The sequence below is a fragment of the Wolbachia endosymbiont (group A) of Acrocera orbiculus genome (genome assembly GCF_947250015.1).
Taxonomy (GTDB): Bacteria; Pseudomonadota; Alphaproteobacteria; order Rickettsiales; family Anaplasmataceae; genus Wolbachia; species Wolbachia pipientis.
The window spans coordinates 121,973-136,160 of sequence record NZ_OX366272.1 but is presented as its reverse complement, the minus strand read 5'-3'; the positions used below and the strand labels follow the sequence as shown (position 1 = coordinate 136,160).

Genomic DNA, 14,188 nt, shown 5'->3' with positions numbered 1-14,188 from the left:
GTTGATTTTGAAATTATAATTTTTTATAGGAGTTAGCATGAATAATAGTAAACAAGAAAGCAAAAACGAACTTAAAGTAATAAGCAAAATAGAAGTTAACACCAAACCTAAAGGTTATGATGAAACAGTTGCGCGAAATCCAGCGCAGCTTGGTTATGTCCACAAAGCTTTAGATAAATTAATCGCAGAGCTGAACACGAAATTCGTTCCTGAATTGGATGATGTATTGCATAACAATAGCAACTCTATCAGTCAATTAAATGACATGCTAACAGAAGAAAGGAGTAAGCTTGACGAGCTAATAAAAGAAATTAACGATTTAAAATCTTCGCTAGAACCGCCACCAATGGATGCTCCTGAATTCATATAAGAAAAAAAGTAATAGCCCAGTGGGCTGTTACTCTCTCTACATATCGTTTCAATACAGCTGAATTAGGGAATCTGTTTTAAAACTTTCGGCATATAGTTCTCATCATGTTTTGCAAACACTGTATCTGCAAGAAAAGTACTATTATCAAACATTTTACCTTGCACAACAACACCACTTTTTTCTGAAAACATTGGTGGAAGTATCCCTTGATATTTTACCACAACGCTTTTGTTAAAATCTGTCATTTGAAAAATTACTTCACTTTCGCTCCGTATCACGCTATTTTCAACAACCATTCCACCAACACGGATTAGTTTTTGACTATTTTGTAAAACTATTGCCTCACTTACTGTATAGAAAAATGAGATGTTTTCTTTGAGCGTTGTTAAAATAAAAAAGACTATGCAGCTTAAAAAGCAGAAAATTCCTGAAGTTATAAGTAATCGCTTATGTTTCTTCTTCATTATTATCTTTCAGGCTTTCTAGAATTTTTTTACTTTTAATATAGCAAGAAATGGTAAGAATCAGTTCTCCGGTAATCAATGTAAGACTAATAAGGTAAGCAAAAATCACATACGTGTTCATAATATATCGTTAATAAATAACTCACCTGCATCAAAATAAATTAAGCTTTCATCCTTTTGCTGCAACACCAATTTACCACTTTTATCTATATCAGCAAAAATTCCTTCATACAATTTGTCAGCTAACTTTACACTGATTTGCTCGTTCATCTTGAATGCTCTTGTGAGCCACATTTTTCTTATAGCATAAAACCCATCAAACAGCCATTGCTTTCTTAGCTTATTAAAATTTATTATTAATTTCTCTAATAGATCTATTTTAGACACAGATTCACCGTAATTGCTAATACACGTTGTTCCTGGAAGTGGTGCATGATTGACATTAATTCCAATTCCTACAATAAGCCAATTCGAATTGGATCTTTTTTCAAGCAATATTCCACTGATTTTTTTACTATCAACTAGGACATCATTTGGCCATTTATATTGAATGTTACTATCATCCATAAATGACAGTAAAGTATTCCCTACAACAAGAGCAGTCACAAAAGTCAATTCTGTTAATTTGCTAACTTGATTCATTAAACCTCTTTCTGTCATCCCAGTATTTTCCCCAGTGTTTGACACATAACTATGCGAACATTGCAATTTGCAGGTGGTATGTGGTGTCATTCCAGTGCGTGACACTGGAATCCAGTTCTTATTACACAGTTGCCTGATGTGCCCATTTGTAATTAAGTTTTCTGGATCCCAGTGTCTGGGCACTGGGATGACATCATCCTTGGTGGGAATACCACAACGTTTGTACAGTTGTGTGCTTGACCATTCTTCTTTTTTTCTAGATTCCAGCGTCACGCGCTGGAATGACACCGAAAGCTGGCTTTCATTCAGATAATCGTTAAAGAGGTTTATCACCAAACTCGCATAAAAATTACCCTCTGGAGAAACCCAACTTTTTCCGGTGCGCCCCCTGCCTTCTGTTTGTTTATCGGCAATAATAACGGTTTCATTTGATATTCCTTTATCAATTAAATCCAACGCTTCTTTATTAGTGCTTGAAACTTCTTTGTAATGATGAATATGAAAGCCCTCAGGGATCACCTTGTCAGCCCTTTAGTGCAATGAGTGAGTAAAGATCTTCTACATACAAGAAAAGAACGAGGTTGATCAGTGAAGCCACTGAAGTGATAATGAATAGACCCTTAGAATAAGCAACCTTATTACCACTAGCTTTATCAAAATACATAACTTTCATGATATTTAAATAATAGTAGCATGATATCACACTCGCTATTACAAGGATCAAGGACAGGCTGATAAAGCCAGAATTTATTAAACTTTTGAATATAAAAAATTTAGCGAAAAACCCAGCAAGTGGAGGTATTCCCGACATTGAGAGTAACAGCACAGAAAGATGAAATGCTACAATTGGGCGTTTCTTCCCTATACCAGATAAATTTGCAATATCACAATCGTCATCGTCAATTTGTACGAGATATGAGAATAGCCCTATGCTTGTGATGATATATATCACCAGATACATTAAGGCACTATCTGTTCCTGCTTGTGTAAAAATAGAAAGTGAAGCAAATATAAAACCAATGTGACCAATTGAACTGTAAGCAAGCAGCCTTTTTAAGTTTTGCTGACGTAAGGCCCCAAAAGCTGAGATAAGCACAGACAATGCTGAAACGTATAAGAAAATAGGCTGAACATAACTTTTTACATTTACTAACTCTTCATTCATCAATCGAATTAAAAATGTTACAAGTGCAGCTTTTGGGGCCGTAGAAAAAAACGCAGTTACTATGGTAGGTGCACCTTGATAGACATCTGGAGCCCACATATGAAAAGGAGCAATAGCAAGCTTGAAACACAAACCAATTAGGATAAAGACTAATCCAAAAACTATTCCATAAGTTATCTGATGGCTTTGCAAGAATGAACCGAGCTCAGAGAAATTGACTTGTCCTGTATATCCATAAAGCAGCGACATTCCATATAGCATAATGCAGGAAGATAGTGCACTAAGTGTAAAATATTTCACTCCTGCTTCACATGAATAAGCTGAATCTTTATTAAAGCTCGCAAGAACATACAAAGATATACTCATCAACTCAAAAGCTAAATAAAAAGAAATCAGACTATTTGCTGAAACCAAAGTTATCATGCCAAATAGCGCAAAAAGAATCAGTATTGAAAATTCATATTTATAGTCATATTTTGATAAATTCAGCATCAAAAGTATTAAAATTCCTGTGCTGAGAATTAACCCTTGGGCTGACCTGATGTATAAATTGAGTTTTAACAACGAATTAAAGAGAAAAATTTCATTGTTTTCTGCCGAAATAATTAAAATAATCAAAGTTACCACTGTGCAGCCAAGTGCTAATAAGTTGATAGTTCGGCGGTTAAATATAATTCCAAGCAGTAGCAACACTAACGAGGAGATAATAGAGAACGTTTCCGGCAATATCTGTATATAATTCATAGCGCATTATATTTGACTAACAAATTTGCCATACATGGCTTCAAATAATTCAGTGCAAGGGTTGGGTAGAATCCAAGCAAAATAACAAACACTGCAAGCAGAATTAAGACAGAAAATTCTATGCTATCCAAGCGGTTATTTAATAATTTAGAATAGCTAACCCCCCATATTATTTGCTTACATAAATTCAGCATATAAACTGCGCTTAAAATAGTGCCAAGTGCGATAAATCCTGTAAAAAACCCTATGCTCTTAAACATTCCAACCATAGCCAAAAACTCACCTATGAATCCAGATGTTCCAGGTAGCCCTATTGAAGCCATTGAAAATAAAATGAACATAAAACCAAATTTTGGCATTGTGTTTACTATGCCAAAATATTTTGCAATCTCCAAAGTTCCAGTTCGAGTATATAGCATTCCAACACACAAAAATAAAGCAGCAGAAATAAGGCCATGACTAATCATTTGAAATATGCTACCCAGTACTCCTTCCTCACAAAATGAAAAGAGGCCAGCAGTAACGATCCCCATATGTGCTATTGAAGAATAAGCTATTAACTTCTTTATATCATCTTGAGCAAACGCAACTAGCGAAGCATATATCACCGCAATAATGCTCAGCACAACAACGAAATTTGAAAAATATAAACTTGCCTGAGGAAGCATTGGAATAGAAAACCTTAAAAATCCATATCCTCCCATTTTAATAAGCAAGCCAGCTAAAATCACAGATCCAGAAGTTGGTGATTGTACATGCGCATCAGGAAGCCAAGTGTGAAATGGAAACATCGGTACTTTTATTGCAAAAGAAATAAAAAATGCAATCCACAGCAATGACTGCACTTCAAGATCAAGGCTTGGCACTAATGTAGCTAATTTTTGTATATTAAACGTTCCAAAAATGTTATAGATGTAAACCAATCCAAGTAGAAATAATAATGAGCCAGTTAATGTATAAAGAAACAACTTAAACGTTGCATATACCCTGTGTTTTCCTCCCCAGATGCCAATAATAAAGAACATTGGTATTAAAACAGCTTCAAAAAACACATAAAAGCTTATAGCATTCAGTGAAACGAAAAAACCGACTACAAAACTCTCAAGCAGTAGAAATAATGCCATATATGGCCTAAGGGTTGTATAACTCATTTTGCAGTTGTAGAGTATACAAATTACAAACAAGAAAGTTGTAAGCAGAAGGAAAAGCAACGATATACCATCTATCCCTATTCCAACATTTCTAATTGGGTAGCTGACAAACTGAAAGTCCGCATCGTTATAATCAAATTCTATACAAGCTACAATGCTAAGCAAAAATGGAAGTGCAGCAAAAAATAGAGCAAGGAATCTTAAGTGTATAGATTGATGATTAATCCTGATTAAGGATAAAATCAACGCTCCTATCAGTGGAAGCAAAAATATACTAAGTAACAACACCTTCTATTTAATTCCAATAATATATAAAGCACCGATTATTAAAGTAACAAACATAATAAATGCATAATCAAATATATAACCAGTTTGTAACTTTATAGAACTTTTTGAACATTCATTAACCAACCTTACAACACCATTTGGTCCAAATGAATCAATAGCCTTAACATCAAACTTCCATAGAAGCCTAGATATAAACCTTATCGGTGCAATTATAACAAACTCATACACCTCATCAAAGTACCATTTATTCTGCAAAAACTTAAGTAAAAATTTACTCTTAATTTGCCTAATTACTTGATATTGGTAAATTAGGTACGCAAGTGCTATTCCACTTAGGCTTGTTAAGGTTGGCAGTAGTTTTATAAAGAAATTATGAACTCCATGCTCATCAATCATCACTAAACTTGATTTCCAAAACGCATTACTAGTTATGTTCAAAATATTTGCTCCCCATATTCCAGAAAATACTGATCCAAAAGCGAGTATCAGTAATGGTATAAGCATAATCTTTGGTGCCTCATGTATATTAATTTTACTTTGTTTTTGGCTGTGGAACACAAGAAGCAATAACCTCCAAGAGTAAAACGCTGTGAAGAATGCAACAACTAAGCTTATTACAAAAGCAAAGCTATCCGTGCTATAAGCATGTTCAATTATCAAATCCTTTGAATAAAAACCTGCAAATGGGAATATCCCAGAAAGCGCAAGAGATCCAATCCACATGAGAGCGTAAGTGCAAGGGATTTTCTTCCAGCAATTTCCCATTTTCTGAATGTTTTGCTCATGATGCATTGCATGAATCACATTGCCAGCACCAAGAAATAGTAGAGCTTTAAAAAAAGCGTGTGTCATTAAATGAAAAATAGCAACATTGTAAGCAGAAAGCCCACATGCCATGAACATATAACCAAGTTGACTGCAGGTTGAATAAGCAATTATTTTCTTTATATCGTTCTGAGTAATTGCAACGGTGGCTGCAAAAAAAGCAGTGAGTGCTCCAACGATAACTATTAATTCTCGTGCCACATTTGATGACTCAAACAATGGAGAACACTTTGCTACTAAAAATATACCTGCTGTTACCATCGTTGCTGCGTGAATAAGTGCAGAAACAGGAGTTGGCCCTTCCATTGCATCTGGCAACCAAACATGTAAACCAAGCTGTGCAGATTTACCCATACAGCCAATAAAAAGTAATATGCATATTATATGAGTTACTTTGAATTCACAGCAGGATGCCCTAATGTTCTGCGTGCCAAGAAGATCAGTTGTGTCAAAAACTTCAGTAAAATTCAAAGAGTGAAATGTATAATAAATAAGAAAGATTCCAATCAATAGTGCAAAGTCTCCTACCCTATTCACAACAAATGCTTTAATTGCTGCATTATTTGCAGAATATTTTTGGAACCAAAATCCTATGAGTAAATAAGAACATAGGCCAACCCCTTCCCAGCCAAAAAAAAGCTGCACGAAATTATCGCTTACAACCAGCACAATCATGCAAAACGTAAATAGCGATAGGTAAGAAAAAAACCTCGACTTCCCCTTATCATGCTCCATATAACCGATAGAGTAGAGATGTACTACCAGTGAAACGGTGGTAATAACAATAAGCATTAAGGATGAGAGAGCATCCACACTAATTGCCCAATTTACTTTTAAGATGCTCAATGAAAACAAAGGAAATAAACTCAAGTGATAATTTTCAGAGAAGGTGAGAAAAACATACCAAGATAAAACTGCAGATATTCCAATCCCTGCCGTTGTAACTAACTGACTTTTTCTAAAAAGTGCTGCAAATAGCGAACCAAAAAGTGGCAAAAATACTATTAATTTCAGTATATCCATCATACTTTCATTCTTTCATTAAATTTGCTTGTTCAACATCTATATTGCCACGGCTTCTATAATATACAACCAATATTGCAAGCCCAACTCCTGACTCTGCTGCCGCAACAGTCAACACAAACATCACAAAAATTTGCCCAACTATATCATTCATAAAGGCAGAAAAAGCAACTAAGTTGATATTAATTGCCAGCAATAATATTTCTATTGATAACAATATATTGATTATGCTCTTACGGTTGATGAAAATACCGCACACTCCAATAGTGAACAAAACAGCAGCAACTATCAAAAAGTGATTTAATCCTATTTCCATTCTACTCCTTTTCCAAATTTAGCCTTAATCAATTTTACAGATGAAGATTGTGTCAATTGCTTTAATACATTCTGTTTTTTAACTCCTTTTTTCTTGTCCTGCAAAGTAAGAGCAATTGCACCGACAATTGCAACAAGCAGCAGAATACCAGAAAGATGAAAAGCGTACATGTAGTCGGTATACAGCAAATTACCAATAGCTTTCACATTATTGGTATTATAGTTTATAACATTGCTTATATTCGGTGCTGAGCTGCGGATTACAAAGCTGATGACTAGAAAAAACACAACACACAACATAGCACCAAGAGTGCAATGCTTTGCAAAACCCTGGCGCAACCTTATGTAGTCAATATCGAGCATCATAACTACAAAGAGGAACAACACCGCAACCGCACCGATGTATACTATCATCACCATCATAGCAATGAACTCAGCTCCAAGGAGAATGAAAAGAACTGCAGAGTTAACGAAGGTGAAAATTAAAAATAATACTGCATGCACAGGATTTCTTACACTAATTACGCATACAGCAGATAAAATGCTGAGAATTGCAAAAAAATAAAAGAAAAAAGGCATCGATACTTTAACTGCAACAATAGTTACTAATTTAAAGTGACTATCGTGGTAAAGTCAATATTATATTAAACGTTTGAAAACATTGTACTACAAAGCTCCAGCTCCATTTTAAATTATTATAAAGCTGAAGAAATAGAAATGAAGGCGTACATATAAGCCATTCCAAACTCCACTTATCCACCCAACAAGCAGAAGTTCTGGTGCCAATACCTCAAATCAAGTTGTTGTTACTCGACATACACCTGAAACTACTAAAACAAAATAGATGTAAAACCTACGTTTAAATATGTAGTACTTGAGTGAAGCATTCTTTAACTGTTCTATTCAATAAAACCTTTACAATATTTCAATCATAGGTTTAACTTTACGAAGTTATAATCTATAGGGCTACGATGAACGATTATCTCTCACTGCTAAATCCAGAACAACAATCAGCTGTAACTAACATAGATGGACCAGTTTTGATACTGGCAGGAGCCGGGACGGGAAAAACAAGAACGATTACTTCAAGAATAGCACACATAATTAGAAACGGTCACGCTTATTCTGATGAGATATTAGCAGTTACATTTACAAATAAAGCAGCAAATGAGATGGTATCAAGGGTACTTGAGCTAACGGGCACAAACATACCATGGCTTGGCACTTTCCATGCAATTGCAGCAAAAATTTTGCGCATGCACGCAGAAATTGTGGGCTTAAACCCCAATTTTACAATCATTGGTGTGGATGACCAATTACAGGTAATAAAAAATATTATCAATGAAATAAATCCTGATTACCTATCAGAAAAATGTAAGACCATTATGAATATTATTCAGCAATGGAAAGAGAAGTGCTTATTGCCATCTGAAGTGGAAGATATTCAATCATTTAGGCCAGTATATGTAACTGCACTCAAGGTCTATCACCAGTATCAGGAAAGGTTGAAATTCCTTAATTCTGTCGATTTTGGTGACTTATTGCTATATAACATACAGCTCTTTAATCAAAAGACCGAAGTTCTGTCCTACTACCAAAACAAGTTTAAATATGTCATGGTAGATGAATATCAAGATACAAATGCGATACAATATCTTTGGCTAAAATACCTTGCAAAAGAGCACTCAAATATTTGCTGTGTAGGAGATGATGACCAGTCGATATATAGTTGGCGTGGTGCAGAAGTTGAAAATATTTTTAAGTTTTCTGATGATTTTAAAAATGCAAAAACCGTTAAACTAGAGTGTAACTACAGGTCAACATCCCACATACTTGCAACTGCGTCATATGTTATCAATCACAATAAGACTCGCTTAGAAAAAAAATTGTGGACAACAAACATTGAAGGGAAAAAGGTAAATCTAATAAAATTATGGGATGGGAAAGCTGAAGCAAGGTTCATAAGCGAACAGATATTGAAACTCAATAAATACAGATTTAGTGACATTGCAGTGCTGGTAAGGGCCACTTTTCAAACTAGAGTTCTCGAAGAGTATTTTATAAAATATTCAATTCCCTACAAGATTATAAGTGGCGTAAAATTCTACGAACGTCAGGAAGTCAGGGATATAATTGCATATTTAAGACTTGTTACAAACAATAACGATGACTTAGCTTTCGAAAGGATAGTAAATCGGCCAAAAAGAAGCATAGGAGCTACAACTCTAAAGAAAATATACACGACTGCTCAGGATAACAAAATTTCTTTTTTTGAGGCAGCAAAAATATTAGTTAATAGTAATCAGGTAACCGAAAGAATTAAACTCTCACTCAACGATTTTTTAAATAAAATTAAAGCTTGGGAAGAAATAGTAAGCGTAAAACCACTGCATGAATTCGTTAAAATCGTAGCAAACCAATCAGGATATATTGAAATGCTTGAAAATGAGGAGGTAACAGGCTTAGCACGAATAGAAAATGTTAAAGAGCTCATCTCATCTTTAAAAAATTTCGATAATGCCACAACTTTCTTGGAGCATATAAGTCTGGTGATGGAAGTGGATAATATGAATAACGATGACACCGTATATGTTATGACTCTTCATGCAGCCAAAGGACTTGAATTCCCGTGCGTGTTTCTACCTGGTTGGGAAGAGGGATTATTTCCTCATCAAAGATCTTTTGATGATAAAAGTGGTAAAGCTTTAGAAGAAGAAAGAAGACTTGCATATGTTGGCATAACCAGGGCAAAGGAAAGGTTAATCATTTCATGTGCAGATAGGAGGGAAATTAACAACCAGTGGCAACCGATGCGCACTTCTCGGTTCATTAAAGAATTGCCAAGAGAAAATGTTGAGGTAATTAAAAGCAACATTGCCTACTGTTGAAGCTATAATTGCAGATAAACATATCTTACAAATCTGAATTACTTCAACTATATGTTTCTCCTGGCAAAAATTCTGTAACCGTTCACACTTAATTCTTCAATCTCATACCAATTTCTATTACATAACAAACAAATAGACAATAGAAGTGAGAAGGTTATACTAAGGCAGTATAATGATGGAGTTTTGGAATGGCATTGGTATCAGGTTGCAATTTTAGCTTACATTGTGCCAATCTTTCTTCGATTGCTGCTCGCATAAATTCTGCCTGTCTTTTAGTTCTGCAGTGCACTATCGCATCATCCACATATCTTTCAAATGGTACTGTTGGGTGATTTTGTTTCATCCATATATCAAATGCATGGTGTATAAATATGTTTGAAATGATTGGGCTTATTGAACCTCCTTGCGGAACTCCTTTTTTCCCTAACTACCTTACTGCCATCTGCTTGCTGAATAGGGGATTTCATCCACCTTTCAACATACAGTATGACCCATTTGCAGTCTGTGTGCTTCTTGATAGCCTGCAGTGCTAAATTGTGGTCCAGATTGTCGAAAAATCCTGTAACATCAACAGCTTTCTTGGTAATCGTATCCTGTCTCCAATAAACAGCGGTTTTGCTATGTATCCTTGATCAGCAAAAAACTTACGTAAAGTTGGAGCCTTGTATTTAGCTTGAGTGAAAAGATTTAGAGCACCATCACGATCTTGAACACTTGCACTATGAACATCAGCCGCAATAATTAAGCCCACTGTATCTACAACAATATGATGTTTTCTACCCTTTATTCTTTTTTCAGCATCATATCCTCTGGATCCCCTTTTTGAGTGGTTTTTACTGATTGACTGTCAATTATTCCTACTGAAGGTGTTTCATTTTTACCAAACATTTTTCTTACCTCTTTTACTAGCATATTATGTATTTTTTCCAATTTGCCATTACTACGTCACCTGAGAAAATAGTCATACACCGTCTTCCATGGAGGAAAATCTTTCGGCAGCATTCCCCATTGACAACCACCTCTCATTATATACCTTATTGCATTAATAATTGTTCTGATATTGTGCTTTCTTGGCCTCCCTATCTTTCCTTGTGCAACATGTGGCTCCAAAATTTCCCATTCCTTATCACTTATATCACTTGGATACAATTTTCCCTCCTATTTTTTACTTACACTATCATATTTTTTTCCTCATTCCTTTTCAAGACATACTCTTAGACAACTGGACGTCAAGCCTATCCTAGTGCTGCATATCAAGCTCATACTCAGTATGTAAATCTTTGACTAAAGCTGCAGCGCATTCTTTTTGAACAATTATACTGATTTTGATTTCAGATGTTGTGATAGCAAGTATTTCTATCTTTTTTTCGCTTAAAACCTTGAGTGTGCGGTGCATCACTTCAGTGTTAGACATAACACCAATACCAATTATTGAAATTTTAGCTACATTATCGTTTATAGCATAATTTTCATTCTTATTCAGTAACTTTTCCATTAAATCAATATCAAATTTGGAGATAACAAAACTTGACCCATGTATCATATCAATTTTAACGTTTGCTCCTGCTATATCTCTTAAAGTACGCAAGTTATTTGCAAGGTTAGTGAAAGTTACAAGAGCTTCATTAGTGCTATAAGTTATTCCAGTAATTAAGTATCTCTCTAGTACATCCCTTTTGTGTAGCACTGTGGTGCCTTCTACTTCCTTAAAAGTGGATAGCACTTGCACTTTAATGTTATGTTTCATTGCAAGTTGTACTGAACGATTATGCAGTATTTTAGCACCAGATGACGACATTTCCAACATTTCATCGTAAGAGATAAATTTGAGCTTGCGTGCCTTTGGAACAATTCTCGGGTCTGCTGTATATATTCCATCAATATCAGTAAAAATTTCGCAAGTTCTAACACCAAAGGCTACCGCGAAGGCAACTGCTGATATATCAGAGCCTCCTCTTCCAAAAGTAGTGATTCTATCATCATTTATACCCTGAAAACCAGCAATGATCGCAGCAGTATAACCCTCAGCAAAAGATCTTTTCACACGTTCAATCTTTATTGTTTTTATTTTAGACTCAGAATAAAAATCATCAGTTACAATTGGTAACTGCCAGGCAAGCCACGATTTAGCATTAACTCCGATCGATTGGAGAGTGATAGCTAATAGACCGCAAGAGATTTGTTCTCCTGCTGAAAGCATAACGTCATACTCTGATAACTCTTGTCTATAACTTAAATTTGAGATTTGCCTAGCCTGAAAAACCATTTGGTCAGTAAATCCTGCAACAGCAGATACAACAACGATTACATTACAACCTTTCTCAATATCGTTTTTTATCAAATTTGCAACTCGGTTTAAATCAGTTAGCGAAGTCCCACCAAATTTTTTTATGATTATTTTGTCCATAGTTACAATATAACTCTCTTCTGAAGAAAAATATAGTTTTTGTAGAGATAGCAGCTTGCAAGCCATTTAGAAAAGGGAGGACAAAGCTATAGCTAACGCGTCATACCACGATTCATTCCATAGCTGTACGAACATTCATTTTTGAAGGTAAATTGCACAGCAAATGGTGTCATCCCAGTGCCTAGACACTGGGATCCAGAAGACTTAATTTCAACCAAGTGGCTGCATAATAAAGGCTGGATTCCAGTGCCAAGCACTGGAATGACACCCTCCCTTGTGGAAATTGCTCTCAAATCACAATGTTCGTACAGCTATGGATTCATTCGCGGTATAGATTCCGCTAACTAGTAGCGGAATGACGAATTTGTTGTTTTAAAATTGTCAGTAAATCTAAGTTAGTTTAGCTATATAGCACGAACTAAACCACTAAGCAGCAGAAGACCTTGCATGACCTCCAAAAAATGCTTTTACTCTTTCAAGATAAGTAGGTGGTTCTGCAGGGATTTCTATTTCATCTATTTTAGAATATATTGCCGCGTCTACGACTTCATCCGTTATTAACTCCCTTAACTTTGTTTTATCTGCCCTCTCTGAATATGCTCCCCATAGTCGTTATAAAACTTTACATATAATTCCTTAAACACGAATTCTTTTATAGCATCTCTTGTATAAGAAATGCCGTCCTTTACTTCATCACTCACGTTGCTCAAATCCACCCCAGAACTTGGTGAATACAAATTATCAAAATTTTCTTTCAAAACTTTTATTTTATGGTAGTGCTTATCCACATATTTCTCAAGAAATCTTTTAGTAGCATTACCAGCCAACTTCCCCATTAGCTGAGGCTCCAGTTGAGCTGCAAAGTTGTTTTCTGCTTCAAGGCCACTTAATGCATAAATAATACGGAGAAGCATTCCAGGACCACATTGGCGGTTACTTTCTTCAAAGCGAACCAGTAATATAGATTTCAATAGTTCTACGTCTGCATTTTGCTCTCTTGCCGCAATTAAAACTAAATTTATAGCCTGTGTCAATGTCAATCCGGTTTGTGAATCTACCCAATTTACCCACTCCCCAGTTTCATAACCATCCAATCTTAGATAAGGTTCTATCATTCGTTTTTGCTGACTTGTTAAACCGCTTATATAACTTTTAAACTCTTCATCCAACTCATTTAACGGCGTACCATGTTCTTCCTTTAATTTTTTGGCACATTCAATAACGCTTTGCTGAAAACTTCTAGTATGAACGCTCTGACTACTAGTACCCACATCACTTACATTAAACAAAAAGCTTAGCTGCTTTACATTCAAACCCAAAGGTGAAAAGAGTTTTACTGATGGATATTTTATTAACTCAAGAAGTGCTACTGGAATTAGCAGTGCATAATTTAACAATAATAAACCAAAATTAAATATAAGAAACCCACGTAGAGCTGATACCTTTGATGCAATATACAAAAATGGAAGCTGTAGGTAATATATCAAGTGTATACTGAAGAATAAGATTTTGTCCTTTAATTTTATTGTTGGATCTTTATAAACCTCAAACAACATGCTATTGCTATCAATATTGTTGTTTTTAAAGGAGGTATAGTTGTTTATGATCTTCTCTTGCAAGGGAAGAAGCATTTTATTCAGGCAAATAAACGCAGCAATAACAATAAAACCTGTAGCCAAAAATGCTAGTGCAGGGCTAGAAGTGCTTGTAGATAAATAGGCATAAAGACCATCAACAATTAAGTTTTTGTATAATCTTTCAAAGGGACGAACTAGAATCGGGTCAAGGATATAGTTAACAAGAAGATTTAAATAATACACGAGAAACAAAAGTGCAATCAAAAATGCAATAATACTACAAACAATCAAAAATGCTTTTAATCTCGGATTCATAACCCCCCCTTAAT

The 14,188-nt window shown here is 35.1% G+C and carries 17 protein-coding genes; 3 read left to right on the top strand and 14 right to left on the bottom strand.

What is annotated here, in order from left to right:
* Positions 1-37: 37 nt before the first annotated feature.
* Positions 38-370 (top strand): hypothetical protein, encoded by a 333-nt coding sequence (locus OOL03_RS00690; protein ID WP_182320991.1) that lies wholly within the window; start codon positions 38-40, stop codon positions 368-370.
* Between the two features lie 62 nt (positions 371-432).
* On the opposite strand, the gene ccmE is transcribed toward OOL03_RS00690, so the two are convergent.
* From ccmE to OOL03_RS00655, 8 genes are read right to left on the bottom strand one after another with little or no spacing between them, the layout of a single operon-like run.
* Positions 433-834, bottom strand: coding sequence for a cytochrome c maturation protein CcmE (gene ccmE / locus OOL03_RS00685; protein WP_012673317.1), 402 nt, complete (start codon positions 832-834; stop codon positions 433-435).
* Complete coding sequence (locus tag OOL03_RS07105) at positions 818-955, bottom strand: CcmD-like small membrane protein (RefSeq protein WP_006012903.1); 138 nt, start codon at positions 953-955, stop codon at positions 818-820. The genes ccmE and OOL03_RS07105 overlap by 17 nt, the downstream gene beginning before the upstream one ends.
* Positions 952-1,995, bottom strand: a complete 1,044-nt coding sequence (locus OOL03_RS00680; RefSeq protein WP_264707416.1) for a biotin--[acetyl-CoA-carboxylase] ligase — start codon at positions 1,993-1,995, stop codon at positions 952-954. The genes OOL03_RS07105 and OOL03_RS00680 overlap by 4 nt, the downstream gene beginning before the upstream one ends.
* A gap of 4 nt (positions 1,996-1,999) precedes the next feature.
* A complete protein-coding gene (locus tag OOL03_RS00675; RefSeq protein ID WP_264707415.1) occupies positions 2,000-3,385 on the bottom strand; it encodes an NADH-quinone oxidoreductase subunit N in 1,386 nt (461 codons plus the stop codon).
* A complete protein-coding gene (locus tag OOL03_RS00670) occupies positions 3,382-4,824 on the bottom strand; it encodes a complex I subunit 4 family protein (protein WP_264707414.1) in 1,443 nt (480 codons plus the stop codon). Before OOL03_RS00670 ends, OOL03_RS00675 begins: the two co-directional genes overlap by 4 nt.
* A 3-nt stretch (positions 4,825-4,827) precedes the next feature.
* Positions 4,828-6,675, bottom strand: coding sequence for an NADH-quinone oxidoreductase subunit L (nuoL, locus tag OOL03_RS00665; protein ID WP_264707413.1), 1,848 nt, complete (start codon positions 6,673-6,675; stop codon positions 4,828-4,830).
* A gap of 4 nt (positions 6,676-6,679) precedes the next feature.
* Complete coding sequence (gene nuoK / locus OOL03_RS00660; protein WP_006012916.1) at positions 6,680-6,988, bottom strand: NADH-quinone oxidoreductase subunit NuoK; 309 nt, start codon at positions 6,986-6,988, stop codon at positions 6,680-6,682.
* Positions 6,979-7,566 carry an NADH-quinone oxidoreductase subunit J gene (locus OOL03_RS00655; protein WP_006279581.1) on the bottom strand — a complete coding sequence of 196 codons (588 nt, stop codon included), beginning with the start codon at positions 7,564-7,566 and terminating at the stop codon, positions 6,979-6,981. The genes nuoK and OOL03_RS00655 overlap by 10 nt, the downstream gene beginning before the upstream one ends.
* Before the next feature lie 392 nt (positions 7,567-7,958).
* On the opposite strand from OOL03_RS00655, the gene OOL03_RS00650 reads away from it, so the two are divergent.
* Positions 7,959-9,875, top strand: a complete 1,917-nt coding sequence (locus OOL03_RS00650; RefSeq protein ID WP_264707412.1) for an ATP-dependent helicase — start codon at positions 7,959-7,961, stop codon at positions 9,873-9,875.
* A gap of 154 nt (positions 9,876-10,029) precedes the next feature.
* On the opposite strand, the gene OOL03_RS00645 is transcribed toward OOL03_RS00650, so the two are convergent.
* The 5 genes from OOL03_RS00645 to OOL03_RS00625 all read right to left on the bottom strand — a co-directional run bounded on the left by OOL03_RS00645 (position 10,030) and on the right by OOL03_RS00625 (position 12,282).
* Positions 10,030-10,242, bottom strand: a complete 213-nt coding sequence (locus OOL03_RS00645) for a hypothetical protein (protein WP_065094389.1) — start codon at positions 10,240-10,242, stop codon at positions 10,030-10,032.
* 162 nt (positions 10,243-10,404) lie between these two features.
* On the bottom strand, positions 10,405-10,641 hold the full coding sequence (locus OOL03_RS00640) for a hypothetical protein (RefSeq protein ID WP_238513961.1): 237 nt from the start codon (positions 10,639-10,641) through the stop codon (positions 10,405-10,407).
* 17 nt (positions 10,642-10,658) lie between these two features.
* Entirely contained in the window at positions 10,659-10,805 is a 147-nt protein-coding gene (locus tag OOL03_RS00635) for a hypothetical protein (protein WP_264707411.1), read from the bottom strand.
* 15 nt (positions 10,806-10,820) lie between these two features.
* The gene (locus OOL03_RS00630; RefSeq protein WP_264707410.1) at positions 10,821-11,024 is read right to left on the bottom strand and encodes a transposase; all 204 of its coding nucleotides are present in this window, start codon (positions 11,022-11,024) and stop codon (positions 10,821-10,823) included.
* A gap of 91 nt (positions 11,025-11,115) precedes the next feature.
* Positions 11,116-12,282 carry an aspartate kinase gene (locus tag OOL03_RS00625; RefSeq protein ID WP_264707409.1) on the bottom strand — a complete coding sequence of 389 codons (1,167 nt, stop codon included), beginning with the start codon at positions 12,280-12,282 and terminating at the stop codon, positions 11,116-11,118.
* Between the two features lie 141 nt (positions 12,283-12,423).
* Between OOL03_RS00625 and OOL03_RS00620 the strand changes: the two genes are divergently transcribed.
* Positions 12,424-12,630 carry a WPE palindromic element domain-containing protein gene (locus OOL03_RS00620; protein WP_022626386.1) on the top strand — a complete coding sequence of 69 codons (207 nt, stop codon included), beginning with the start codon at positions 12,424-12,426 and terminating at the stop codon, positions 12,628-12,630.
* A gap of 218 nt (positions 12,631-12,848) precedes the next feature.
* On the opposite strand, the gene OOL03_RS00615 is transcribed toward OOL03_RS00620, so the two are convergent.
* Positions 12,849-14,174: a hypothetical protein gene (locus OOL03_RS00615; RefSeq protein WP_264707408.1), complete on the bottom strand. Its 1,326-nt coding sequence runs from the start codon at positions 14,172-14,174 to the stop codon at positions 12,849-12,851.
* Between the last annotated feature and the right edge of the window lie 14 nt (positions 14,175-14,188).